Source organism: Pseudomonas sp. MF7453 (assembly GCF_016405455.1).
GTDB classification, from domain to species: domain Bacteria; phylum Pseudomonadota; class Gammaproteobacteria; order Pseudomonadales; family Pseudomonadaceae; genus Aquipseudomonas; species Aquipseudomonas paralactis.
The window spans coordinates 253,085-274,225 of sequence record NZ_JAEKCN010000001.1 but is presented as its reverse complement, the minus strand read 5'-3'; the positions used below and the strand labels follow the sequence as shown (position 1 = coordinate 274,225).

Here is a 21,141-nt window from a genome sequence, read left to right as displayed (position 1 = left end):
CGTGGGCAGGTCGGGAAAAATCAATCAGCGTTCGGCGAAGACCACCAGCACATCGGTGCTGAAGGTGCCGTCGGCCTGAATTTGGTAATAATCGCGCACTTCCTGGCCCATCGCCTTTTGCAGCTCAAGGATTGCTGCACGCAGTACCTGCGGCGTGCGCATACGCTCGACCCACGAGGTGTATTCCAGGCGCAGGCGCTGACGCAGGCTGTTACGCACATGCAGGCCCGACTCGCTGAGTTGCTGCATCCACTCGGCGCCGGAGTAATCACGCACATGGCTGGTGTCGCGCAGCACTTCGACGGTTTGCAGGTAAGTGTCCAGCAATGGGCTGCCCGGTGACAAGACATCCACAAACGCAGCGACCCCGCCGGGCTTGAGCACGCGGCGCACTTCACGCAGGGCCAGGCCCAGGTCGCTCCAGTGGTGGGCCGAATAACGGCTGAACACGAAGTCGAACTCGCCATCGGCGAACGGCAGGCGCTCGGCGGCGCCCTGGACGGTGCGGATATTGTTCAGGCCACGATCTTTCGCGGCGGCGGTGACCACGTCGAGCATAGGCTGGGACAAGTCATAGGCCACCACCTCTTTGACCAGAGGCGCCACCTGGAAGCTGACATGACCGGCGCCGCAGCCCAGGTCCAGCAGGCGTGCAGCGCCCTGCCCGGCCAGTTCGGCCTGTAGCAGCGCGAATTCGGTGCCCTGGGCGTGCACGGCACTGCTCAGGTAGGCCGAGGCTTGCTCGCCGAATTGTTTTTGCACGACTTGGGTGTGGGCGGTGGTGGTCATGGTGGCTTTCCTTGGGGTTTGTGGTGGTTGCACTGGCGCTATCGCAGGCAAGCCAGCTCCCACCGTTGACCGAGGTGCTCAGGCGAACCTCGATCCCTGTGGGAGCGGGCTTGCCCGCGATGGGGCCCGCACGGTTACCGCAAATCAGGCATCGCGAAACAGCCAGGGCTGGCTCGCCCGGTGCCTGGTTTCAAACGCGGCAATCGCATCACCGTCCTGCAAGGTCAGGCCGATGTCGTCCAGGCCGTTGATCAAGCAGTGCTTACGGAAGGCATCCACTTCAAAGTGGTACACCTTGCCATCCGGTCGGGTCACGGTCTGCGCGGCCAGGTCCACCGTCAGTTGGTAGCCCACATTGGCTTGCACTTGCTGGAACAGCTCGTCCACTTCGGCATCGCTCAAGATGATCGGTAACAGGCCGTTCTTGAAGCTGTTGTTAAAGAAGATGTCGGCATAGCTGGGCGCGATGATGCTGCGAAAGCCGTACTCTTCCAGGGCCCACGGCGCGTGTTCACGGCTGGAGCCGCAACCGAAGTTTTCCCGGGCCAGCAACACACTGGCGCCTTGATAACGCTCGGCGTTGAGCACAAAGTCCTTGTTCAGCGGGCGCTTGGAGTTGTCTTGATAGGCGTAGCCCACGTCCAGGTAGCGCCACTCATCGAACAGGTTGGGGCCAAAACCGGTGCGCTTGATCGACTTCAAGAACTGCTTGGGGATGATCTGGTCGGTGTCCACGTTGGCACGGTCCAACGGCGCTACAAGACCTGTGTGTTGGGTAAAAGCTCTCATCGGATTTTCCTTCAGATCAATTCGCGAACGTCGATGAAACGACCGTTGACGGCAGCGGCGGCGGCCATGGCCGGGCTGACAAGGTGGGTGCGGCCACCGGCGCCCTGACGCCCTTCGAAGTTACGGTTGGAGGTGGACGCGCAATGCTCGCCCGACTCCAGGCGGTCCGGGTTCATCGCCAGGCACATCGAACAGCCCGGTTCACGCCACTCAAAACCGGCTTCGAGGAAGATCTTGTCCAGGCCTTCAGCTTCGGCTTGCGCCTTCACCAGGCCCGAACCTGGCACCACAATGGCTTGCTTGATGGTCGAGGCCACCTTGCGGCCCTTGGCGATCACCGCCGCGGCGCGCAGGTCTTCGATCCGCGAGTTGGTGCAGGAGCCGATAAACACACGATCCAACTGGATGTCGGTGATCGCCTGGTTGGCTTTCAAGCCCATGTACTTCAAGGCGCGCTCGATGGAGCCGCGCTTGACCAGGTCGGCTTCTTTGGCCGGGTCCGGTACGTTCTGGTCAACGGCCAAGACCATTTCCGGCGAAGTGCCCCAGCTGACTTGCGGCTTGATCTGTGCAGCGTCGAGTTCAACCACGGTGTCGAACACCGCATCGGCGTCGGACACCAGATCTTTCCAGGCTTCGACGGCGGCGTCCCAATCGGCACCTTGCGGCGCGAAGGGGCGGCCCTTGACGTATTCGACGGTTTTTTCGTCCGCCGCCACCATGCCCACACGGGCACCGGCTTCGATGGACATGTTGCAAATGGTCATGCGGCCTTCAATGGACAGGTCACGGATTGCACTGCCGGCGAACTCGATGGCATGGCCGTTACCGCCGGCGGTGCCGATCTTGCCGATCACGGCGAGCACGATGTCCTTGGCGGTTACGCCAAACGGCAATTGGCCTTCGACGCGCACCAGCATGTTCTTCATTTTCTTGGCGACCAGGCACTGGGTGGCGAACACATGTTCCACCTCGGAGGTGCCGATGCCATGGGCCAGGGCGCCGAACGCACCGTGGGTAGAGGTGTGGGAGTCACCGCAGACCACGGTCATGCCCGGCAAGGTCGCACCCTGCTCCGGGCCGATCACGTGGACGATGCCTTGGCGCACGTCATTCATTTTGAATTCGGTGATGCCATATTCGTCGCAATAGTCGTCGAGGGTCTGCACCTGCAAACGCGAGACCTGATCGGCAATGGCTTCAATACCGCCCTTGCGCTCAGGGGTGGTCGGCACGTTGTGGTCCGGCGTGGCGATGATGGAATCGACGCGCCAAGGCTTGCGCCCGGCCAGTCGCAGGCCTTCGAACGCTTGGGGCGAGGTCACTTCATGGATGATGTGACGGTCGATGTAGATCAGCGACGATCCATCATCGCGACGTTTCACTTCATGGGAATCCCAAAGTTTGTCGTAAAGCGTTTTGCCGGCCATCAGTCGGTCCTCATCAGCGGTGTTTCTATGCGCCGGGCTTTTCAATAACCCTTTGGCTTGTGAGGCTGATGGTATGGCGCTACATTAAATAACTCAAATTCATATTTTTTATGCTTTGGATTACCAACTGGAATAGCACCATGGACCTGGCCAACCTTAATGCCTTTATCGCCATCGCCGAGACTGGCAGCTTCTCGGGTGCCGGCGAACGCCTGCACCTGACCCAGCCCGCCATCAGCAAACGCATCGCTGGTCTGGAGCAGCAATTGAAGGTGCGCTTGTTCGATCGTTTGGGCCGTGAAGTCGGCTTGACCGAAGCCGGCCGGGCCTTGCTGCCGCGCGCCTATCAAATCCTCAACGTGCTGGACGATACCCGCCGCGCCCTGACCAACCTCACCGGCGAAGTCAGCGGGCGCCTCACTCTGGCCACCAGCCACCATATCGGCCTGCATCGCCTGCCACCGATCCTGCGCACCTTCACGCGGCAGTACCCAAACGTGGCACTGGATATTCAGTTTCTGGATTCAGAAGTGGCCTACGAAGAAATCCTCCATGGCCGTGCGGAAGTCGCGGTAATCACCCTGGCGCCTGAGCCCCACAACCTGGTATGTGCTACCCGGGTGTGGGACGACCCGCTGGATTTTGTGGTGGCGCCGGAACACAGCCTGATCAGCAACGGATCCGTCAGCCTGGCCGATATCGCCGGGCATCCGGCCGTGTTTCCCGGCGGCAACACCTTTACGCACCATATTGTCAGCCGCCTGTTCGAGGCCCAGGGGCTTGCGCCGAATATCGCGATGAGCACTAACTACCTGGAAACCATCAAGATGATGGTGTCCATCGGCCTGGCCTGGAGCGTTTTACCGCGCACCATGCTCGATGAACAGGTGGCAAGTATCGCTTTGCCGGGCATACAGCTCAGTCGCCAGCTAGGCTATATCGTGCATACAGAAAGGACGCTATCGAACGCTGCGCGGGCTTTCATGAGCCTGCTGGATGCACAAGTCGATCTGCCAGGGTTACCGGCATGACACTGTGCGGCCTCGGGTTTCAAGGAAAACCGCGCTGTCTTCTCAACGAGCCAAGGCCCATTGACAATGCGCAACCCCGGCGACCCCGTACCGCCCCTGCCCCGCATCTACGCCCTGGACCCCCAAGCGGCGGAACAAAGCTGGGACAGTGCCCCGCAATTGCTGGCAGCCCTCAATGCCGCCCGGCTGGGGGCCTGGTGCTGGGAAATCGACACGGGAAGAATCAGTTGGTCACGGGGGACTCAAGCGCTATTCGGCTTTGACCCTCACCAACCTTTGCCCAAGGACCTCGATTATCTCGACCTGCTGGCCCCGCAGGACAGCGCGCGGGTGTTGCGCGGTTTTCACGCGGTCCTGGCCGGAGAGCCGTTCGAACGCGCCATGCACCACCGCATCCAGTGGCCCGACGGCAGCCTGCACTGGCTGGAAATCAGCGGCAGCCTGGCGCCGGAAAAAGCCGGACGGCGTCGCATGATCGGGGTAATCCGCGAGATCACCCATCAGCGCGATCGCGAGCACGCCCTCAGCCACTCTGAAAAGCGCTTCGCCACGCTGTTCCACTTGTGCCCGAACATGGTGCTGCTGACGCGCCAGGCCGACGGGTTGATCAGCGAAGCCAACCAGTATTTTGAAATGCTGTTCGGCTGGCCGGTGGCCGATGTCATTGGCCGTACCACCCTGGAACTGGGCCTGTGGCGCCATCCGGAACAGCGTACGCTGCTGGTCAAGGCCACCCAGCGCAAAGGCGAACCCATCACCATGGAGGTGCAGTTCTGCGCCAGCAACGGCCAGATCCACGACGGTACGCTCAGTGCTCAAAAGGTAGAACTGGACGGCGAGGCTTACCTGATCAGCACGTTCCTGGACACCACAGAGCGTAAAAACGCCGAACAAGCGCTCAAGGACAGCCAGGAGCGCCTGGACCTGGCCCTGGATTCCGCGCAACTGGGCACCTGGGACTGGCACATCCCCAGCGGCATGCTCTACGGCTCGGCCCGGGCCGCCCAACTGCACGGGCTCGAACCCGCGCCTTTTCATGAATCCTTCGATGCGTTTTTCGAAGGCATATCCGACCAGGACCGCGAGGGCATGCGCAACGCTTACCGCAGCTTGCGTGAAGGCCCGGACGGCAATTACCAATTGACCTACCGCGTGCAGTTGGAGGACGGCAGCCCACGTTACCTGGAAAGCCGTGCGCGCCTGTACCGCGACGAAACCGGCAAGCCCCTGCGCATGGCCGGCACCTTGCTGGATATCACCGATCAGGTCGAACGCGAGCAACGCCTCACCGCCTCCGAGGAAAAGTTTGCCAGCCTGTTCCAGGCCAGCCCCGACCCGATCTGCGTGACCTGCCTTCAAAGCGGTGCCTTTATCGAGATCAACCCGGCGTTTACCCAGACCTTCGGCTGGACGGCCGCCGAAGTACTGGACAAAAGCGCCGAACAAATCGGCCTGTGGGACGACTCCAGCAAGCGTCTGCAACGCATCGAGCAGGTGATTCGCGAGCAGGCCCTGAGCAATGTGGCCATCACGGTGCATAACAAGGAAGGCCAAAGCCTGACGTGCGTAATCTCCAGCCGCTTGATCAAGGTCAGCGACCAGCCCTGCATCGTCACCACCCTGCGCGATATCACTCAGCAGCAACGCTCGGAAGCCGCCCTCAAGGCCAGTGAAGAGAAGTTCGCCAAAGCGTTCCATTCCAGCCCCGACGCAATTTCCATCACCGAGCGCGACACCGGTCGTTATGTGGAGGTCAATGAAGGCTTTTGCCGCCTGACCGGTTATCGCACCGAAGAGGCCATCGGCCTGACCCTGTATCAGATCGGCATCTGGGCTGATGAAAACCAGCGCGCGGCATTGCTGGCCGAATTGCAGCTCAAGGGCCGCATCCACCACCTGGAAATGCTCTGGCACAACAAACGGGGCGAGGTGCTGGCGGTGGAGGTTTCGGTCGAGCCGATCACCCTGAATGAAACCCCCTGCCTGCTGCTGACCGCGCGGGACGTGAGCCTGTTGAAAAACGCCCAGGCGCAGATCCGTCACCTGGCCTATCACGACCCGCTCACCAACCTGCCCAATCGTGCGCTGCTGATGGACCGTCTGAGCCAGCAGATCGCCCTGCTCAAACGCCACAACCTGCGCGGCGCCCTGCTGTTTCTTGACCTTGACCACTTCAAGCACATCAACGACTCCCTCGGCCACCCGGTGGGCGATACCGTGTTGAAAATCGTCACCGCACGCCTGGAAGCCAGCGTGCGCATGGAGGACACCGTGGCACGCCTGGGTGGCGATGAGTTTGTGGTACTGCTCAGCGGTCTTGAGGGTAAGCGCCAGGAAGTCAGCGACCAGGTGCAAATCCTGGCCGATACATTGCGCGAGTTGCTGTCGGAGCCGATGTTCCTTGACGGCCATCGCTTGCAGGTTACGCCCAGCATCGGCGTGGCGCTGATTCCCGACCACGGCACCACGCCAGCCGATTTGCTCAAGCGTGCCGACATCGCCCTGTATCGCGCCAAGGATTCAGGGCGCAATACCACGCAGATGTTCCACAACAGCATGCAAAAAACCGCCAGTGAGCGCCTGCGCATGGAGACCGACCTGCGCCTGGCCCTGTCACGCGGCGAGTTCAGCGTGCATTACCAACCCCAGGTGGATGCACGCGGCAACCGGATTATCGGGGCCGAAGCCTTGGTCCGCTGGCATCATCCGCAGTTGGGCGCGCAGTCGCCGACGGAATTTATCAAGGTATTGGAAGACAGCGGCCTGATTCTGGAAGTTGGCACCTGGATTCTCGATGAAGCCTGTGGCGCGTTTGCCCAGCTGATTGCCGACGGTCTGGTGGACCCGCTCACTTTCAGCCTGTGCGTGAATATCAGCCCGCGGCAGTTTCGCCAGAATGATTTTGTGGAACGGGTAGAACACTGCCTCAAACAACATCAACTGCCCTCCAGCCTGCTGAAACTGGAGATTACCGAAGGCATCGTGATCCAGAATCTGGACGATACCGTGGCGAAAATGCGTCGCCTGAAACGACTTGGGGTGAGCTTCGCAATGGATGACTTCGGCACCGGCTACTCATCCCTGACCTACCTCAAGCGCCTGCCGGTGGATGCGTTGAAAATCGATCAGTCGTTCGTGCGTGATGCCACTCACGACCCCAATGATGCAGAAATCATCCGCGCTATCGTGGCCATGGCGAGCAGTTTGAATCTGGAAGTGATCGCCGAAGGCGTGGAAACCCCGGAACAACTGGCGTTCCTGCAAAAGCTGGGCTGCCATTTATTCCAGGGTTATCTGCACAGCCGTCCGCTGCCGATAGAGGGGTTCAGGCGGTTGCTGGAATAGGGTCAAGCGGGGCCGGATGCTGCATGCCCAGCAGACGGCTGACGCATTGCAGGTCGGTTTCGCGGCGCAGGGCCGTGAACAGCTCCACCGCCTGCGGGTAGTTGCGCGTCAACATTGCCAGCCATTGCTTCAAGCGGCCGGGGGCCTGCTTTTCAGTCAGTTGCGCCACCGATTGGCGCCAGAACTCCTGAAGCATCGGCTGCATCTGCGCCCAGGTCATCTCGACCACTTCCTCACCGGCCTTTGCCGCCACGATCTGCCGCGCCAGGTCAGGACGCGCCACCAGGCCACGGCCCAGCATGATGTCTTCGGCGCCACTGATTTCACGGCAACGCCGCCAATCCTCGACGCTCCAGATATCACCATTGGCAAATACCGGCACCTTGACCACGTCCTGAACCCGCGGGATCCACTCCCAATGGGCTGGCGGCTTGTAGCCATCAGCCTTGGTGCGTGCATGCACGACGATATGCGCAGCGCCGCCCTCGGCCAGCGCAGTGGCGCATACCAGCGCGCCATCCGGGCTATCGAAGCCCAGGCGCATCTTGGCAGTCACGGGAATATGGGCAGGTACCGCGCGACGCACGTGCTCGACGATCTGATTGAGCAACTCCGGCTCCTTGAGCAGCACCGCGCCACCCCGGGATTTGTTGACGGTCTTGGCCGGGCAACCAAAGTTGAGGTCAATCACCTCAGAGCCCAACTCGCAGGCCAGGGCGGCATTTTCGGCCAGGCACACCGGGTCGGAGCCGAGCAATTGCACGCGCAAAGGCACACCCGCTGCGGTGTGGGCACCGTGCAGCAGTTCCGGAGCGAGCTTGTGGAAATAGGCCGGGGTGAGCAGGCGGTCGTTGACGCGAATGAACTCGGTCACGCACCAATCGATACCGCCCACGTGGGTCAGCACGTCCCGCAGGATGTTGTCGACCAACCCCTCCATGGGCGCCAAAGCAATTTGCATGGAAAACACTCAACAAAAATCGTGGCGCAGTTTACTGGGTTTCCTGCGACAACCGTTAACCCCCTGTCAGGGCGGGACCGTAACCTTCGATAAACTCGGCGGGCATGCGCTTGGGTTTGCCGCTGGACAGCTCGATGCACACAAAGGTGGTTTGCGCGCGCAGCAGCGTCGCGCCGTCGCGAGGGCGTACAAGCTGGAATCGACGGGTCATTTTCAGGCGCTGGTCCCAGTCGACGATCCAGGTGGCCAGTTGCAACTCATCGCCTTCATAACCGGCCGCCAGGTAGTCGATCTCATGGCGCACAACCGCCATGGCACGGTCCAGGCGACGGTATTCGGTGAGGTCCAGCCCCAGGCGCTGGGAGTGGCGCCAGGCGCAACGCTCCAGCCAGGACACGTACACCGCGTTGTTGGCGTGCCCCAGGCCGTCGATGTCTTCAGGCGCGACCTGCAGATCAATGATAAACGGCGTTGCCAAATCCCAGCCCATGCCTTGCTCCAGTCGATTGATGTCGGCGGGGCAGTGTATCAGCAAGATAAGACCCGTCTTCAGCGTACCGCCGATTTGGCCGCACGTATCACGCGATCCGACAATTCGCCCGGCCCAAGTGCACGGGCCAGTGTCAGCCCCCCCACCATCAAGGCCAGGTCCGCCAGCGCTTTGTCGATGTCTTCCGGGCTGTCGGCCAATTGCGCAATCATCAGCTCCACATGCTCGCCCAAGACCTCGCGAAAGGCGTCGGGCAAGCGGCCCATCTCGCCAACCGTGGCTGGCAAGGGGCAGGCCTGGGAGGTGGAATCTCGATGTTTGCGCGACAGATAGAAAGCCGCCACCAACGCCCGACGTTCTTCGCCGGTGAGCTGGGTGTCCAGATCGTCGATAGAGGCGCGACGCTGCGCCAGCAACTGGCTGAAAGCCTCCAGCATCAACGCGTCCTTGCTTTCAAAGTGCGCGTAGAAACCACCGACGGTCAGCCCTGCGGCCCCCATGACCTCGCCCACACTCGGCTCGGCGGGGCCGCGCTGGATCAATGCAGCGCTGGCAGCCTGCAAAATTCGTTCGCGGGTTTGCGCTTTTTTATCGCTCATCGAGGCCTCCGACTTTCATGGGTTGGATATTATTACCACAATAATATTGCGCAAGCGAAAGGCACGACCGCCGGTCAGAACAAAAAAATGGAATCAATCAGGGAAATGGCCAAACGCCAGACAAACAAAAGGGCCATTCAATAATTGAATGACCCTTAAAAATCCCGCAGAGCGGGTAATCGTGGCGTCCCCTAGGGGACTCGAACCCCTGTTACCGCCGTGAAAGGGCGGTGTCCTAGGCCACTAGACGAAGGGGACACAAACCTTCTATACAACTGATCAGCGCTGAGAACTGATCGATTCAAGGACGGTGTGGCCGGAACCTTGAACCTGTAAAATTGGTGGAGCTAAACGGGATCGAACCGTTGACCTCTTGCATGCCATGCAAGCGCTCTCCCAGCTGAGCTATAGCCCCGGATTTTTCGTCTCGCGACGCAGCAGACCTTTCGAGCTGCTTGTTGAAACTGGCGTCCCCTAGGGGACTCGAACCCCTGTTACCGCCGTGAAAGGGCGGTGTCCTAGGCCACTAGACGAAGGGGACAAAACCTTCTGTACATCTGATCAGAGCTGAGACCTGATCAATTCAAGGACGGTGTGGCCGGAACCTTGAACCTGTAAATTGGTGGAGCTAAACGGGATCGAACCGTTGACCTCTTGCATGCCATGCAAGCGCTCTCCCAGCTGAGCTATAGCCCCTCATCGGTGAGGACGGGGCGAATCTTAATGGCGGTTTGGAAACGTGTCAAATTTATTTTCAACAATTTCCAAAATTTTTTGCCGGGATAACAATCACTTACCGACGAAACCCCGGAAAACCGGGGTTTCGTCGCTGCAACGGCCTGCTTAAGCGATAGCGCCCAGCAGCTTTTCCCATTCCTTGTTTTCTTTCTTCGACACACCACCAAGCAAATCAAGGGCTTGGCGCAGACGGAAACGGGTCAGGTCCGGACCGAGGATTTCCATCGCATCAAGCACAGACACCGAACTGGCTTGCCCGGTGATCGCGGCAAACATCAGCGGCATGGCATCGCGCAGTTTCAGCTCAAGGGATTCCACCACCGCCTGGATCGTGGCCGTGATCGCATCCTTCTCCCACTGACGCAGGCTTTCAAGCTTCCACAGGATCAACTGCATCAGCTGGCGCACCTGGTCACCGGAAAGCTTCTTGGACTCGAACAGCTTGGGATCGGGATTCACACCACCGGCAAAGAAGAAATTGGCCAAGGGTGCGACCTGGCTGAACGTCTCTACCCTGCCCTGCACCAGTGGCGCGATCTTCATCATGTACTCGGGGTTCAACGCCCACTGCTGCACACGGGAGGCAAACTCCTCCACGGGCAAGTCACGCAGCCACTGGCCGTTGAGCCACGACAGCTTCTCGATATCGAAGATCGGCCCACCGAGGGAGACGCGGGACAGGTCGAAGTTGTCGACCATTTCCTGCAACGAGAACTTCTCGCGCTCGTCCGGCATCGACCAGCCCATGCGGCCCAGGTAGTTGAGCATCGCCTCAGGCATAAAGCCCATGCGCTCGTAGAACGTCACCGACGTGGGGTTCTTGCGCTTGGACAGCTTGCTCTTGTCCGGATTACGCAGCAGCGGCATGTAGCACAGCTGCGGTTGCTCCCAGCCGAAGTATTCATACAGCAGGATCAGTTTCGGCGCCGATGGCAGCCACTCTTCGCCGCGCAGCACATGGGTGATGCCCATCAGATGGTCATCGACCACGTTGGCCAGGAAGTACGTCGGCAAGCCGTCGGTCTTCATCAGCACTTGCATGTCCATGCGGTCCCACGGGATTTCGACGTCACCGCGCAGCATGTCCGGCACCACGCACACGCCTTCGCTTGGCACCTTCATACGGATAACGTGAGGCTCACCGGCCGCCAGGCGCGCAGCCACTTCTTCCTTGGACAACAGCAGCGCGCGGCCATCGTAGCGCGGGGTTTCGCCACGGGCCTGTTGCTCGGCGCGCATCTGGTCCAGTTCTTCGGCGGTGCAGAAGCACGGGAAGGCATGGCCCATATCGACCAGTTGCTGGGTGTACTGCTTGTAGATGTCGCTGCGCTCGCTCTGGCGATACGGGCCATGCGGGCCGCCAACGTCCGGGCCTTCAGCCCAGGTAATGCCCAACCAGCGCAAGGCATCGAAAATCTGCTGTTCGGACTCACGGGTGGAACGCAGTTGATCGGTATCTTCGATCCGCAGGATGAATTCACCACCATGCTGCTTGGCAAAGCAGTAGTTGAACAAGGCGATGTAAGCAGTACCGACGTGGGGATCCCCAGTAGGCGATGGCGCAATGCGCGTGCGGACGGTGGTCATGGCAGGTCTCGAATGGGCGATAAAACTGAAAATTGAAACAAGGGGCGAATGGTAACAGCCTGGGGGATTTCTGGAAAACCGAGGCGCGACCATCGCAGGCAAGCCAGCTCCCACATTTTGACCGCGTTCACAGATCAATGTGGGAGCCGGGCTTGCCCGCGATGGGGCCTGCCCAATCAACGCAAATCAAACAGCCAACAGGCGCTCGCGCAACTTGCCAATCTCATCACGCGTCTGCGCCGCCGCTTCAAACTCCAGATCCCGTGCCAACTGGTACATCTTCTCTTCCAACTGCCGAATCCGCTTGGTGATCTCACTCGGCGAGCGCAGTTCGTTTTCGTACTTGGCGCTCTCTTCGGCCGCCTTGGCCATGCCCTTGCGCTTCTTGCTGCGCGAGCCGGGCACGGTGGCGCCTTCCATGATGTCGGCAACGTCCTTGAACACGCCCTTGGGGGTGATGCCGTGTTCCAGGTTGAACGCGATCTGCTTGTCGCGACGACGCTGGGTCTCGCCAATTGCACGCTCCATGGAGCCGGTGATGCGGTCCGCATACAGGATCGCCCGCCCATTGAGGTTACGCGCCGCTCGGCCGATGGTCTGGATCAGCGAGCGTTCGGAGCGCAGGAAGCCCTCCTTGTCCGCATCCAGAATCGCCACCAGCGATACTTCCGGCATGTCCAGGCCTTCGCGCAGCAGGTTGATCCCCACCAGCACATCAAAGGTACCCAGGCGCAGGTCGCGGATGATTTCCACACGCTCCACGGTGTCGATGTCCGAGTGCAGGTAGCGCACGCGTACGCCGTGGTCGGCCAGGTAATCAGTCAAGTCTTCGGACATGCGCTTGGTGAGCGTGGTGACCAGCACCCGCTCTTCCAGGGCCACACGCTTGTTGATCTCCGACAGCAGATCGTCGACCTGGGTCAGCGCGGGGCGGATTTCGATTTCCGGGTCCACCAAACCAGTCGGTCGCACCAGCTGCTCGATCACGCGACCGGCATGTTCGGCTTCATAGTTGCCGGGCGTCGCCGACACGAAGATGGTCTGCGGGCTGATGGCTTCCCACTCGTCAAAGCGCATTGGTCGGTTGTCCAGCGCCGACGGCAGGCGGAAGCCATACTCCACCAGGGTTTCCTTACGCGAGCGGTCGCCCTTATACATGGCCCCCACCTGCGGCACGCTGACGTGGGATTCGTCAATGACCAACAACGCGTCCGGCGGCAGGTAATCATAAAGCGTCGGCGGTGGCGCCCCGGATTCGCGGCCCGACAGGTAGCGCGAGTAGTTTTCGATGCCGTTGCAGTAGCCCAGCTCCAGGATCATCTCCAGGTCAAAACGGGTGCGCTGCTCCAGGCGCTGGGCTTCCACCAGCTTATTGTTGGAACGCAGGTATTCCAGGCGTTCGGCCAACTCGACCTTGATGCCCTCGATGGCGCCCATCAGGGTTTCACGCGGGGTCACGTAGTGGCTTTTCGGGTAGAAGGTAAAGCGCGGCAGCTTGCGGATCACCTCGCCGGTCAACGGGTCGAAGGCCGACAGGCTTTCAACTTCATCATCGAACAGCTCGATGCGGATCGCTTCCAGGTCGGATTCGGCCGGGTAGATGTCGATCACATCACCGCGCACCCGGAAGGTGGCGCGGGCAAAGTCCATGTCATTACGGGTGTACTGCAGGCTCGCCAGACGGCGCAGCAGTTCGCGCTGGTCGAGTTTATCGCCGCGATCAACGTGCAACACCATCTTCAAATAGGTTTCCGGGCTACCCAGACCATAGATGCACGACACCGTGGTGACGATGATCGCGTCCTTGCGCTCCAGCAACGCCTTGGTCGCCGACAGGCGCATCTGCTCGATATGGTCGTTGATCGAAGCATCCTTCTCGATAAAGGTATCGGACGACGGCACATAGGCTTCGGGCTGGTAGTAGTCGTAGTAGGAAACGAAGTACTCCACCGCGTTATTGGGGAAGAACGCCTTGAACTCGCCGTAGAGCTGCGCGGCCAGGGTCTTGTTCGGCGCCAGCACCAGGGTCGGGCGGTTGGTCTGGGCGATCACGTTGGCGATGCTGAAGGTCTTGCCGGAACCGGTCACCCCAAGCAGCGTCTGGTGCGCCAGGCCGGCTTCAATGCCTTCGACCATCTGACGAATGGCTTCCGGTTGATCGCCGGCGGGTTCAAAACGGGTAACGAGCTGGAAATCCGACATAACGTACCTCGTGAAGTCACCCCAGACTCGACACCGCCAGGGACGAAATAGCTCAGCAACCCGCGAATGATCATCGCAGGTTGCAGGAAAAAACCATGATAGCTGTAGAAGTGGTGTCGAATGTGACGGGTTTCAAGGCCGTCTTCCTACACGACCTTTCTCGTCAATGTTGCAATAAGACTAACGGTCAGCAAATAAACCGAAAAACTTGGCCGAAAAGCCGTTTCCGTTGTCGCTCTCAGCCGTGATGGCCTCTATACTAGCTCCCCGTTTGTGCACCGCTCTAGTGCATTCGGCTGGAGCGCGACACGTCCCTCCTACCCCCCATAGAGCTGCCGCAAAAATGAGCCTGTTCTCCGCTGTCGAAATGGCACCACGCGATCCAATCCTGGGCCTCAACGAAGCATTCAACGCCGATACACGAACCACCAAGGTGAACCTTGGCGTGGGCGTTTACTGCAACGAGGAGGGGAAAATTCCACTCTTGCGTGCCGTTGCCGAAGCGGAAGCCATTCGCGTGGCGCAACACGCCGCCCGTGGCTACTTGCCGATCGACGGCATCGTGGCCTACGACCAGGCCGTGCAAAAGCTGCTGTTTGGCGCTGAGTCGCCGCTGTTGAGCGCCGGCCGTGTGATTACCGCCCAGGCCGTGGGCGGCACTGGCGCGCTGAAAATCGGCGCCGACTTCCTCAAACAACTGCTGCCCAACGCCGTCGTCGCCATCAGCGACCCGAGCTGGGAAAACCACCAGGCGCTGTTCGAAAAAGCCGGTTTCCCGGTGCAGACCTACCGCTACTACGACGCCGCCACCCATGACGTGAACCGTGCCGGCCTGCTCGAAGACCTCAACGCCCTGCCGCCACAGTCCATCGTGGTACTGCACGCCTGCTGCCACAACCCGACCGGCGTCGACCTGAGCCCGGCCGACTGGCAAGACGTGCTGAACGTGGTCAAGGCGAAAAACCTGGTACCGTTCCTCGACATGGCCTACCAGGGTTTTGGCGACGGCATCGACGAAGACGCCGCTGCGGTGCGCCTGTTCGCTGAGTCGGGCCTGACCTTCTTTGTGTCCAGCTCGTTCTCCAAGTCGTTCTCCTTGTATGGCGAACGCGTAGGCGCGCTGTCGATCGTCAGCGAGTCCAAGGAAGAAAGCGCGCGCATCCTGTCCCAGGTCAAGCGTGTGATCCGCACCAACTACTCCAACCCGCCCACCCACGGCGCAGCCATCGTTGCCGCGGTACTCAACAACCCGGAACTGCGCGCCCAGTGGGAAGCCGAACTGGCCGAGATGCGCCTGCGTATCCGCGGTATGCGCGAGCAGATGGTCGCCGAACTGGCCAAGGCCGCGCCAGGTCACGACTTCAGCTTCGTTGGCCGCCAGCGCGGGATGTTCTCCTACTCCGGCCTGACCGTTGAGCAAGTCACCCGTCTGCGCAGCGAGTTTGGTATCTACGCACTGGATACCGGCCGTATCTGCGTAGCGGCGCTGAACCAATCGAACATTGGTGCCGTGACCAAGGCGATTGTCGAGGTGCTGTAAGCAAGCCGGTAAACGTAAGACGAAGGGGGAAGCCATTGGCTTCCCCCTTTTTATTGGCGAACACACTAGACTGAACGCCGACTGCCTCCTTGCTGCGAGAACCCTATGAGAAACGATGACCTGGACCTGCGCGCCGACCGCGACGAACTGCACGACTACGCCCCACGCGCACCGCAAGCCAAGCGCCAGAAGAGCTTGGTGCTGCAGGTAGCGCTGGGAGTATTCCTCGGTGGGTTGGCGTTATGGCTGGTACAACTGGGCGCCACGGCAATCATGGCCAAGCTGGCCATGGGCACCCTCCAGTTCGGCGGCTGATGTAAGACACCTGTGGGAGCTGGCTTGCCTGCGATAGCGGCGGTTCAGTTAAAGACTCATTGACTGACACACCGCTATCGCAGGCAAGCCAGCTCCCACATTTGATCTAGGATGCTGGCAGATTGCGTTCTTCCAGCAGTTTTACGAAGCTGTTCAAACTCTGCGACACCGTGCCCCGCCGCCAGATCAGCCAGGTATTCAAGATACGGAATGTGTCGGGCAGCGGCCACACGCTCACCGCCGCACACCCCGGCATACTCTCCAGCATACTGCGCGGCATCAGCGCCAGCCCGGCCCCGGCGCTGACACAGGCCAACATGCCATGGTACGACTCGATCTCGAAGATCCTGCCCGGTACCGCGCCATCCTCTGAAAACCAGCGTTCGAAGTGATGCCGGTACGAACAGTTCGAACGGAACGTATAGATGTTCTCGCCATTCACATCCTGGCCGCGGGTGATCGGCGCATGGTGCAGCGGCGCAATCACCACCATCTCTTCCTCGAAGACCGCCACACCCTCCAGCGTGGAATGCAGCACCGGCCCGTCGACAAAGGCCGCCGTCAACCGCCCGGACAGCACACCCTCAATCATGGTGCCCGACGGTCCCGTGCTCAGGTCCAGCTCGACCTTGGTGTACTGCTGGTTATACGCCGCGAGCAACGCGGGGATGCGCACCGCTGCCGTGCTTTCCAGCGAGCCCAAGGCAAACGCGCCCTGGGGCTCCTCCCCCGCCACCGTGGCGCGGGCTTCCTGCACCAGGTCGAGAATACGCCGCGTATAGCCGAGGAAATTCCACCCGGCCGGGGACAACCGCAAGCGGCTTTTTTCGCGGATAAACAACTCCACGCCCAAATCCTGCTCCAGCTGCTTGATGCGCGTGGTGAGGTTCGACGGCACCCGATGAATCAACTGGGCGGCAGCGCTGATGCTGCCTTGCTCGGCAACGGCCTTGAAGATTTCCAGCTGCACCAGATCCAAGTCATTCTCCAATCGTGAATGTATCGATCAATATTATTCAGTTTCCAGAAAAGGTACAACCCCGTACGCTCACCGTCATCCACTCATTCATCCGGACGGTGCCATGAACGCTATTTCCCACCAGACCCACGCCTTATCGATCAACCCGGCCAACGGTGAAACGGTCGGCAGCTACCCCTATGAAAGCGCGGCACAACTGGATGCCGCCCTCGCCCGCGCGACCACTGCCTTCCGTACCTGGCGCCGCACGCCTGTGAGCCAGCGCGCCGACTACCTGCTGGCCCTGGCCACCGCCCTGCGTGAGCAAGCCGAAGACATGGCGCAAATGATCACCCTGGAAATGGGCAAACCCATCGCCCAGGCCCGCGCCGAAATCGAAAAGTGCGCGCAACTGAGCGAATGGTACGCCGCCCACGGCCCGGCCATGCTCGCCCCGGAGCCCACCCTGGTGGACAACGGCAGCGCCCGGATCGAATACCGCCCACTGGGCCCGATTCTCGCGGTGATGCCGTGGAACTTCCCGGTGTGGCAAGTGCTGCGCGGCGCCGTGCCGACCCTGCTCGCCGGCAATACCTACGTGCTCAAACATGCGCCCAACGTGATGGGCAGCGCCTACCTCATCCAGCAAGCATTGCGCAAAGCCGGTTTTGCCGAAGGCGTGTTTGAAGTGATCAACGTAACCCAGGACGGCGTGTCCACCGCCATCGCCGACCCGCGCATCGCCGCCGTGACCCTCACCGGCAGCGTGCGCGCCGGTATTGCCATCGGCTCACAGGCCGGGGCCGCATTGAAAAAATGCGTGCTGGAACTGGGTGGCTCCGACCCGTTTATCGTGCTCAACGACGCCGACCTCGACGCCGCCGTGCAAGCCGCCGTCATCGGCCGCTTCCAGAACAGCGGCCAAGTTTGCGCCGCCGCCAAGCGCTTGATCATCGAAGCAGGCGTGGCTGAAGCCTTCACCGCCAAATTCCTTGAAGCCAGCCGCGCTCTGGTGATGGGCGAGCCCACCTCGGACACCACCTATATCGGCCCCATGGCGCGCTTTGATCTGCGTGACGAACTGCACGGTCAGGTCCAGGCGACCCTGGAAGAAGGCGCCACGCTGCTGCTGGGCGGCCATAAAGTCGCGGGCGCGGGCAATTACTACGAACCGACCGTACTGGCTGACGTCACCGACCAAATGACGTCGTTCAAACAGGAACTGTTCGGCCCCGTGGCCTCGATCATCACCGCCCGCGACGCCGACCACGCCGTGGCCCTGGCCAATGACAGCGAGTTTGGCCTGACCGCGAGTATCTTCACAGCCGATTCCGCAAAGGCGCGGGCGATTGCCGACCAGTTGGAAACCGGCGGGATATTCGTCAACGCGTTCAGCGTCTCAGACCCGCGGGTGGCGTTTGGCGGCGTGAAGAAGAGCGGGTTCGGCCGCGAGCTGTCGCACTTCGGTGTACGCGAGTTCTGCAATGCGCAGACGGTGTGGCTGGATCGTAAGTAGCCTGCCAGCATTGGCGCTTCAACAATTAATATGCCGTCGCACGCACTGCACCAACCCGTCCAGTGCCGGGGGATTCACCGGCGCGAGTACACAGACTGTGTGCTCGCGCTTGCCCTCCGCAACTGTCAGGGTGTAATGCACCCGGCCTGGGTTGCCAGGCTCGGGATCGGTGCTTTGCGGCAACTGGAAAAAATCCGACGCTTCAATCAGTTGCCGCAACTCCTGCTGATCAGGCTCGGGCAGCGCGTCCAGCTCTACCGTGCGCGCCTTGGCCAACCCGGGGAAAAACGCCGGTCCGCCGCTTTCCTTGATTGAAATTCGCATGGTTTTTCCTCGCCGCTCAGGCGGCTTTGTCAAACGTTTATGCCTACCGCTTTCCAGCCTTCCTTGACTGCCTTGTGCTCAGCTTTGTTCACACCATAAAGCTGACCGGCAATATCTTGGGTAATGCGCGCAAAACGCAAAAACCCGGAATTGGGTCGCAACCGCGAATCGCGCAGTGCGTCATACCAGATACGCCCGGCACGCTCCCAGGCGAACCCGCCAATCCGGGTGGCCACCTGATAGAACGCATGGTTGGGAATGCCGGAATTGATATGCACGCCACCATTGTCCTCGTAAGTGTGCACAAAATCATCCATGTGCCCAGGCTGTGGGTCTTTGCCCAGCAGCTTGTCATCAAACGCAGTGCCTGGCGCCTTCATCGAGCGCAGCGCCGTGCCCTTGATCTTTTTGGTAAACAGCCCCTTGCCGATCAACCAGTCGGCGTCCTCGGCCGTTTGCTTCAGCGCGTACTGCTTGATCAACGAGCCAAACACATCCGACAACGACTCGTTCAGCGCGCCGGACTGGTTGAAGTACATCAGCTTGGCCTCATCTTCGGTCACGCCATGGGCCAACTCATGGCCGATAACGTCGAGTGCCACGGTGAAGCGGTTGAACAACTGCTGATCGCCATCGCCGAACACCATCTGGGTCGAATTCCAGAAGGCATTGTTATAGTCCTGGCCGAAGTGCACCGTGGCGTCCAGCGCCATACCTGCATCGTCGATGGAGTTGCGATCGAATACCTGTTCAAAAAAATCGAACGTCGCACCCAGGCCGTCATAGGCTTCATCCACCGCGGCATCACCACTGGCGGGCTGCCCTTCACCGCGGATCAGCTTGCCGGGCAGGCTGTCGGTGTTTTCGGCGCTGTAGATCGAGCGTTGCTTCTCGGCGCCCACGGCCAGTGCCATGCGGGCCGGGCCCTTGGCGGGTACCGCGACCATGCGCAACGAGCGGAACGTGCTGTCCTTGGCGCGCGTGCGAAGGGCGACCTCCCGTTGGGCTTTGTCGCCGTGGCGGGCGATCTGGTCGAGCATGTACGGCGGGATCAGGCAAAAAATTGGATTGCGTGGCGGGTGAACACACATGAGCTGGCTCCTTTTTGGCGTGTGATGAACGTCCGGGTAACGGTTTTCAGGATAGCCCTGCGTTCGCCACCTGGGCCAAATTGTCATGAGTTTGTGTTTCAGTGGTGTTTATCCGAGGCCCATAAGGAACATGCCCATGCCCGCCCGCACAACCAACATCGACCTTTCCCATCGCCCAAGGCTTGCCGACCTGCGCCCATTGGTCGCGGCCAGCCCCACCCTGCTGGAAGCCAGAGCCGCGACGCCGCGCGTCACCCCCGCCAAGGACCTCAAAAACCGCGCGGGCTATGCCGACGACTTCCTCAGCGACTTCGTGGTGCCATGGCCCACGGTTGACCAGCCACTGGCGGGCGACGTGCAACCCAAGCGCCTGGACTACACGCATTTCTCCATCACAATGTCGCGCGCTCGACGACTGGCGCTGTACGTGGGGGTAAATATCGACGGCGCCAAGCATGTGGACATCACCCGCAACAATGACACCTGGGCCTACGATGGTCGCTTGCCCCTGGAGGCGCAGGTAGGTGAAGACCTTTATGCCGGCAATGGCCTGGACCGCGGCCACCTGGTACGGCGCCAGGATCCCAATTGGGGCGACGAGGCGACCACCGCCAACTTCGACACCTTTCACTTCACCAATTGCTCACCCCAAATGAGCGGCTTCAACCAGAAGACCTGGCTGGAACTCGAAGACTACATTCTCGACAACACCCAGCGCTGGAAAGCTCGGGCCACGGTGTTCAGCGGCCCGGTGTTCAGCGACAACGACCGCGTTTATCGCGGGGTAAAAATCCCCCAGGCATTCTGGAAAGTGGTGGCCTACCTCAGCGACGACGGCAAACCGTCCGCCAGTGCCTACATGATCGACCAGCGCCGCGAGCTGGATCAGTTGGACCTGGTGTTCGGCCAACTCAGAACCTACCAGCGCAGCGTGATCGCGATCGAACAATTGACCGGCATCCGCTTCGCCAACCTGGCCGACTACGACGGGTTCAGCAATGAAGAGCGCGCCACAGGCACCCGGATCGAAGCGCTGATCCGCGGCCCCCAGGATATTCGGCTCTGACGCTTCTTTTGTAGGAGCGAGCTTGCTCGCGAAGAACAGGAAAGCGCCGCGGGGCATCAGGTGCCCAGCGTTATCGTTGACGACCTTCGCAAGCAAGCTCGCTCCTACAGGGGGTGATCGCTTACCATACGGCCGCCGGTTCCCGTATGGGACTAACAGGGAATTCGAAACGCCGCACGCGGCGTGAACCGAAACTGCCCCCGCAACTGTAGATGCCGAGCCTGCCCTTGAATGCCACTGGACCACGTCCGGGAAGGCGGGGCATGGCGACGACGCATCAGTCAGGAGACCTGCCGGCCCAGCTAACTCACTAACCGGCGGGGTGTCCGGGAAGGACATCCTGGCCCTGCGCTTCAGCAGCCTCCATGGG

General features: G+C 60.7%; 17 protein-coding genes, 4 tRNA genes and 1 riboswitch. Of the genes, 6 read left to right on the top strand and 15 right to left on the bottom strand.

Translation table 11 applies throughout. The features are described from left to right. Positions 1–24 precede the first annotated feature (24 nt). The 3 genes from JFT63_RS01225 to leuC form a co-directional block, all read right to left on the bottom strand. Positions 25–789 carry a class I SAM-dependent methyltransferase gene (locus tag JFT63_RS01225; RefSeq protein WP_057700749.1) on the bottom strand — a complete coding sequence of 255 codons (765 nt, stop codon included), beginning with the start codon at positions 787–789 and terminating at the stop codon, positions 25–27. 144 nt (positions 790–933) lie between these two features. After that, positions 934–1,578: a 3-isopropylmalate dehydratase small subunit gene (gene leuD, locus JFT63_RS01220; RefSeq protein ID WP_057700750.1), complete on the bottom strand. Its 645-nt coding sequence runs from the start codon at positions 1,576–1,578 to the stop codon at positions 934–936. 11 nt (positions 1,579–1,589) lie between these two features. After that, complete coding sequence (gene leuC, locus JFT63_RS01215; RefSeq protein ID WP_005789773.1) at positions 1,590–3,008, bottom strand: 3-isopropylmalate dehydratase large subunit; 1,419 nt, start codon at positions 3,006–3,008, stop codon at positions 1,590–1,592. A gap of 140 nt (positions 3,009–3,148) precedes the next feature. Here leuC and JFT63_RS01210 point away from each other — a divergent pair, with 140 nt between their 5' ends. Both JFT63_RS01210 and JFT63_RS01205 read left to right on the top strand, forming a co-directional pair. Then, on the top strand, positions 3,149–4,039 hold the full coding sequence (locus JFT63_RS01210; RefSeq protein WP_198843243.1) for a LysR family transcriptional regulator: 891 nt from the start codon (positions 3,149–3,151) through the stop codon (positions 4,037–4,039). A gap of 66 nt (positions 4,040–4,105) precedes the next feature. After that, complete coding sequence (locus JFT63_RS01205; protein WP_198843242.1) at positions 4,106–7,384, top strand: EAL domain-containing protein; 3,279 nt, start codon at positions 4,106–4,108, stop codon at positions 7,382–7,384. Here JFT63_RS01205 and JFT63_RS01200 read toward each other — a convergent pair. The 9 genes from JFT63_RS01200 to uvrB form a co-directional block, all read right to left on the bottom strand. Next, entirely contained in the window at positions 7,365–8,345 is a 981-nt protein-coding gene (locus JFT63_RS01200; RefSeq protein WP_198843241.1) for a tRNA dihydrouridine synthase, read from the bottom strand. The genes JFT63_RS01205 and JFT63_RS01200 overlap by 20 nt on opposite strands. A 55-nt stretch (positions 8,346–8,400) precedes the next feature. Beyond that, on the bottom strand, positions 8,401–8,835 hold the full coding sequence (locus tag JFT63_RS01195; RefSeq protein WP_005789778.1) for an acyl-CoA thioesterase: 435 nt from the start codon (positions 8,833–8,835) through the stop codon (positions 8,401–8,403). A 59-nt stretch (positions 8,836–8,894) separates the two neighbouring features. After that, entirely contained in the window at positions 8,895–9,434 is a 540-nt protein-coding gene (locus tag JFT63_RS01190) for a TetR/AcrR family transcriptional regulator (protein WP_186563322.1), read from the bottom strand. 182 nt (positions 9,435–9,616) lie between these two features. Further along, a tRNA-Glu gene (locus JFT63_RS01185) sits at positions 9,617–9,692 on the bottom strand. Positions 9,693–9,773: 81 nt separating this feature from the next. After that, a tRNA-Ala gene (locus JFT63_RS01180) sits at positions 9,774–9,849 on the bottom strand. A gap of 50 nt (positions 9,850–9,899) precedes the next feature. After that, positions 9,900–9,975, bottom strand: a tRNA-Glu gene (locus JFT63_RS01175). Between the two features lie 79 nt (positions 9,976–10,054). Further along, positions 10,055–10,130, bottom strand: a tRNA-Ala gene (locus JFT63_RS01170). A 147-nt stretch (positions 10,131–10,277) separates the two neighbouring features. Continuing rightward, positions 10,278–11,759, bottom strand: a complete 1,482-nt coding sequence (gene gltX, locus JFT63_RS01165; RefSeq protein ID WP_198707908.1) for a glutamate--tRNA ligase — start codon at positions 11,757–11,759, stop codon at positions 10,278–10,280. A 186-nt stretch (positions 11,760–11,945) separates the two neighbouring features. After that, complete coding sequence (gene uvrB / locus JFT63_RS01160; protein WP_005789781.1) at positions 11,946–13,961, bottom strand: excinuclease ABC subunit UvrB; 2,016 nt, start codon at positions 13,959–13,961, stop codon at positions 11,946–11,948. A gap of 343 nt (positions 13,962–14,304) precedes the next feature. On the opposite strand from uvrB, the gene JFT63_RS01155 reads away from it, so the two are divergent. After that, positions 14,305–15,501, top strand: coding sequence for an amino acid aminotransferase (locus JFT63_RS01155; RefSeq protein ID WP_057700755.1), 1,197 nt, complete (start codon positions 14,305–14,307; stop codon positions 15,499–15,501). Positions 15,502–15,606: 105 nt separating this feature from the next. After that, positions 15,607–15,816 (top strand): hypothetical protein, encoded by a 210-nt coding sequence (locus JFT63_RS01150; RefSeq protein WP_005789784.1) that lies wholly within the window; start codon positions 15,607–15,609, stop codon positions 15,814–15,816. Positions 15,817–15,922: 106 nt separating this feature from the next. Here JFT63_RS01150 and ptrR read toward each other — a convergent pair whose 3' ends face one another. After that, positions 15,923–16,795, bottom strand: coding sequence for a putrescine utilization regulator PtrR (ptrR, locus tag JFT63_RS01145; protein WP_057700756.1), 873 nt, complete (start codon positions 16,793–16,795; stop codon positions 15,923–15,925). A 103-nt stretch (positions 16,796–16,898) separates the two neighbouring features. Here ptrR and JFT63_RS01140 point away from each other — a divergent pair, with 103 nt between their 5' ends. Continuing rightward, positions 16,899–18,290 carry an aldehyde dehydrogenase family protein gene (locus JFT63_RS01140; protein WP_198843240.1) on the top strand — a complete coding sequence of 464 codons (1,392 nt, stop codon included), beginning with the start codon at positions 16,899–16,901 and terminating at the stop codon, positions 18,288–18,290. Positions 18,291–18,308: 18 nt separating this feature from the next. Here JFT63_RS01140 and JFT63_RS01135 read toward each other — a convergent pair whose 3' ends face one another. Both JFT63_RS01135 and JFT63_RS01130 read right to left on the bottom strand, forming a co-directional pair. Then, positions 18,309–18,614: a protealysin inhibitor emfourin gene (locus tag JFT63_RS01135; RefSeq protein ID WP_057700758.1), complete on the bottom strand. Its 306-nt coding sequence runs from the start codon at positions 18,612–18,614 to the stop codon at positions 18,309–18,311. 29 nt (positions 18,615–18,643) lie between these two features. Further along, positions 18,644–19,705 (bottom strand): M4 family metallopeptidase, encoded by a 1,062-nt coding sequence (locus JFT63_RS01130; RefSeq protein ID WP_198843239.1) that lies wholly within the window; start codon positions 19,703–19,705, stop codon positions 18,644–18,646. Between the two features lie 136 nt (positions 19,706–19,841). Here JFT63_RS01130 and JFT63_RS01125 point away from each other — a divergent pair, with 136 nt between their 5' ends. Then, a complete protein-coding gene (locus JFT63_RS01125) occupies positions 19,842–20,771 on the top strand; it encodes a DNA/RNA non-specific endonuclease (RefSeq protein WP_198843238.1) in 930 nt (309 codons plus the stop codon). Positions 20,772–20,890: 119 nt separating this feature from the next. Beyond that, positions 20,891–21,083: riboswitch (cobalamin riboswitch) on the top strand. Positions 21,084–21,141 lie beyond the last annotated feature (58 nt).

Excerpts from the sequence above, each read along its gene's own strand:
- JFT63_RS01225 (WP_057700749.1), bottom strand. The coding sequence starts at position 789 with ATGACCACCACCGCCCACACCCAAGTCGTGCAAAAACAATTCGGCGAG.
- leuD (WP_057700750.1), bottom strand. The coding sequence starts at position 1,578 with ATGAGAGCTTTTACCCAACACACAGGTCTTGTAGCGCCGTTGGACCGT.
- leuC (WP_005789773.1), bottom strand. The coding sequence starts at position 3,008 with ATGGCCGGCAAAACGCTTTACGACAAACTTTGGGATTCCCATGAAGTG.
- JFT63_RS01210 (WP_198843243.1), top strand. The coding sequence starts at position 3,149 with ATGGACCTGGCCAACCTTAATGCCTTTATCGCCATCGCCGAGACTGGC.
- JFT63_RS01205 (WP_198843242.1), top strand. The coding sequence starts at position 4,106 with ATGCGCAACCCCGGCGACCCCGTACCGCCCCTGCCCCGCATCTACGCC.
- JFT63_RS01200 (WP_198843241.1), bottom strand. The coding sequence starts at position 8,345 with ATGCAAATTGCTTTGGCGCCCATGGAGGGGTTGGTCGACAACATCCTG.
- JFT63_RS01195 (WP_005789778.1), bottom strand. The coding sequence starts at position 8,835 with ATGGGCTGGGATTTGGCAACGCCGTTTATCATTGATCTGCAGGTCGCG.
- JFT63_RS01190 (WP_186563322.1), bottom strand. The coding sequence starts at position 9,434 with ATGAGCGATAAAAAAGCGCAAACCCGCGAACGAATTTTGCAGGCTGCC.
- gltX (WP_198707908.1), bottom strand. The coding sequence starts at position 11,759 with ATGACCACCGTCCGCACGCGCATTGCGCCATCGCCTACTGGGGATCCC.
- uvrB (WP_005789781.1), bottom strand. The coding sequence starts at position 13,961 with ATGTCGGATTTCCAGCTCGTTACCCGTTTTGAACCCGCCGGCGATCAA.
- JFT63_RS01155 (WP_057700755.1), top strand. The coding sequence starts at position 14,305 with ATGAGCCTGTTCTCCGCTGTCGAAATGGCACCACGCGATCCAATCCTG.
- JFT63_RS01150 (WP_005789784.1), top strand. The coding sequence starts at position 15,607 with ATGAGAAACGATGACCTGGACCTGCGCGCCGACCGCGACGAACTGCAC.
- JFT63_RS01140 (WP_198843240.1), top strand. The coding sequence starts at position 16,899 with ATGAACGCTATTTCCCACCAGACCCACGCCTTATCGATCAACCCGGCC.
- JFT63_RS01135 (WP_057700758.1), bottom strand. The coding sequence starts at position 18,614 with ATGCGAATTTCAATCAAGGAAAGCGGCGGACCGGCGTTTTTCCCCGGG.
- JFT63_RS01130 (WP_198843239.1), bottom strand. The coding sequence starts at position 19,705 with ATGTGTGTTCACCCGCCACGCAATCCAATTTTTTGCCTGATCCCGCCG.
- JFT63_RS01125 (WP_198843238.1), top strand. The coding sequence starts at position 19,842 with ATGCCCGCCCGCACAACCAACATCGACCTTTCCCATCGCCCAAGGCTT.